Source organism: Klebsiella sp. C283, assembly GCF_048822555.1.
Lineage (GTDB): Bacteria > Pseudomonadota > Gammaproteobacteria > Enterobacterales > Enterobacteriaceae > Klebsiella > Klebsiella quasipneumoniae.
This window is the reverse complement of record NZ_JBMEZS010000049.1, coordinates 1-2,628: the sequence shown is the minus strand read 5'-3', so window position 1 is coordinate 2,628 and position 2,628 is coordinate 1. Positions and strand designations below refer to the sequence as shown.

General features: G+C 42.5%; 2 protein-coding genes. Both read right to left on the bottom strand.

Going from position 1 to position 2,628, the window contains the following annotated elements:
• Positions 1–53 precede the first annotated feature (53 nt).
• A complete protein-coding gene (locus tag ACOI7Z_RS27015) occupies positions 54–929 on the bottom strand; it encodes an extended-spectrum class A beta-lactamase CTX-M-14 (protein ID WP_001617865.1) in 876 nt (291 codons plus the stop codon).
• 249 nt (positions 930–1,178) lie between these two features.
• A complete protein-coding gene (locus ACOI7Z_RS27010) occupies positions 1,179–2,441 on the bottom strand; it encodes an IS1380-like element ISEcp1 family transposase (RefSeq protein ID WP_000608644.1) in 1,263 nt (420 codons plus the stop codon).
• Positions 2,442–2,628: the final 187 nt, after the last annotated feature.

The window sequence follows — 2,628 nt, the reverse complement described above, 5'->3', positions numbered from 1 at the left end:
ACGTGATCTGATCCTTCAACTCAGCAAAAGTTCGATTTATTCAACAAAACCAGTTACAGCCCTTCGGCGATGATTCTCGCCGCTGAAGCCAGCACATCGCGGCGGCTCTCTGCGTTCTGTTGCGGCTGGGTAAAATAGGTCACCAGAACCAGCGGCGCACGACCCTGCGGCCAGATCACCGCAATATCATTGGTGGTGCCGTAGTCGCCGCTGCCGGTCTTATCACCCACAGTCCACGACGTCGGTAAGCCGGCCCGAATGCTGGCTGCGCCGGTCGTATTGCCTTTGAGCCACGTCACCAACTGCGCCCGCTGGGTTTCGCCCAGCGCATGACCCAGCGTAAGCTGACGCAACGTCTGCGCCATCGCCCGCGGCGTGGTGGTGTCTCTCGGGTCGCCGGGAATGGCGGTATTCAGCGTAGGTTCAGTGCGATCCAGACGAAACGTCTCATCGCCGATCGCGCGGGCAAAAGCCGTCACGCCTCCCGGGCCACCGAGCTGGGCAATCAATTTGTTCATGGCGGTATTGTCGCTGTACTGCAACGCGGCCGCGCTCAGTTCTGCCAGCGTCATTGTGCCGTTGACGTGTTTTTCGGCAATCGGATTGTAGTTAACCAGATCGGCAGGCTTGATCTCGACAGGCTGATTAAGCAGCTGCTTTTGCGTTTCACTCTGCTTAAGCACCGCCGCGGCCGCCATAACTTTACTGGTACTGCACATTGGAAAGCGTTCATCACCGCGATAAAGCACCTGCGTATTATCTGCGGTATCGATGAGCGCGACGCCCAGCCGCCCTCCGCTGCTTTTCTCCAGCGCCGCCAGCTTTTGCTGCACCGCACTCGTCTGCGCATAAAGCGGCGCGCTGCCCAGCAGCAGCGGAATGCACGCCGCCGCCGCGAACATCATCCGTTGCACTCTCTTTGTCACCATCTCAAACTCCCAATACGGTCAATCCGTGTTACATCAGTATTCCCTAAATTCCACGTGTGTTTTTTATTAGCTTCAAAAATCACTATTTCACGAAGAATTTAGACTGCTTCTCACACATTGTAACATTATTTACAACCACCTTTCAATCATTTTTGATAAATCATTGATTTCATCTTTGCTGCAATGATACTTAATAAACTCTGCAAGTTATCCACAGAGCAACACTCAATTTTATTGATGATATTCTTATTATACCAGACATTTTTCATACACTCCCTTGTACGGATAGTTTTCCGACAACTTCATGATTACATATCTTGCGGTTTTGATTATTTTTGCTGCAAGAAATACATACTTCAAACGAAAGGTCTTTATTTGCTGTCTGTATTCTGAAGAGTCCAAGGAATCAAACTTGAACAACAAAAATAGGTTATATGAAAGCATCATCATTTGAAACACGGCTTCATTCGCCCAAAATGACTTTAGCAAGAGATGACCCACCGCCATGTCGTATTTGGCTTCTTTGATATAGTTTTCAGCATTACCACGCTTTTCATAGTATATAACTACTTTTTCAGAAAGCAAGGTAGTATTTGTTACAAAGAAAAAGTAGTCGTATTCGGAACCTTCTAAAAGTGATAATTGTGCTCTTTCTTTTTCTGGTTTCAGTACGCGAGATACGACAAATCTTCTGTCTTTTTCCCATTTAACTAATTTTGTATACAGTTCTGTAGTTTCTCTACCTTCTTCTCCTTTAACGAATACAATTGATGAATTCGTTGCTTGTGAGGTGAGTGTAGAATAACTTTTGGCTTTAATTAAATATTTGCATCCAAGAGATTCTATCGTTTCGATAATTTTTTCATCAAAGTAGCCACTATCCATTCGAAATAAAATTTCTAAATCGTCTGATTTGATGTTAGCAACAATTTCTTTGATCATTTCCGCAGCACCGTTTGCAGTGTAAGTATTGCCACTTCTTACAAATCCGGTAACATATGCTTTTAATTCGTCGCAAAATGCAAATTGGATATTGTAGCATCGGTTTCCCAGTTTCTTAGGATTATATCCTTTTGACGCACCTTCTTGATGACCTTCTACGTTAATTACACTACTATCAATATCAATCGTAATGGATGTCAATTTACTTTTAGTGAGCAGTTTTTTAAAGACTTTAAAATTAATGTCTCTAAACATTTGGGTTGTCTTGAAGTTGAAGTTTCCTAGAAACCGTGACACTGTTTCAGGTTCTTTTACGGAAATATCAAACTCGTTGACGAGGGGATCATTTTGAAGTAGCTTTAGACGTTCTAACTTATCAATGCCAATGAAGTGACCGCAGAGCATGGTCTTTATATGATTCATCTTGATTTTATTTGTTGAGTCATTATCAAATACGAGGTCATTTTCAATAAAATCAAAAATCCCATTGCTTTTTGCATTCTCAAGGAGCAGAAAAAGACCTGCATTTGATGTTAGATTCTTAGCTTTGAAATCAATTTTATTAATCATAATTAGAACCCCTTTTTACTACTTTTCTTACTATTATTTTACCATATATCGAGTCATAAAAGCTGATAATTTAACATATTTTTGAGCACTTTTCTTTCACCCAATGGGTGAAAGCTGAATTTCGAAGGAATGCATATTTATCAAGGCTTTGATTATGCTTTTTGAAGTACTGACGTAGAATCTAGGT

Bases quoted from the DNA above. Each gene is read 5' to 3' on its own strand.
- ACOI7Z_RS27015 (WP_001617865.1), bottom strand. From the start codon at position 929: ATGGTGACAAAGAGAGTGCAACGGATGATGTTCGCGGCGGCGGCGTGC.
- ACOI7Z_RS27010 (WP_000608644.1), bottom strand. From the start codon at position 2,441: ATGATTAATAAAATTGATTTCAAAGCTAAGAATCTAACATCAAATGCA.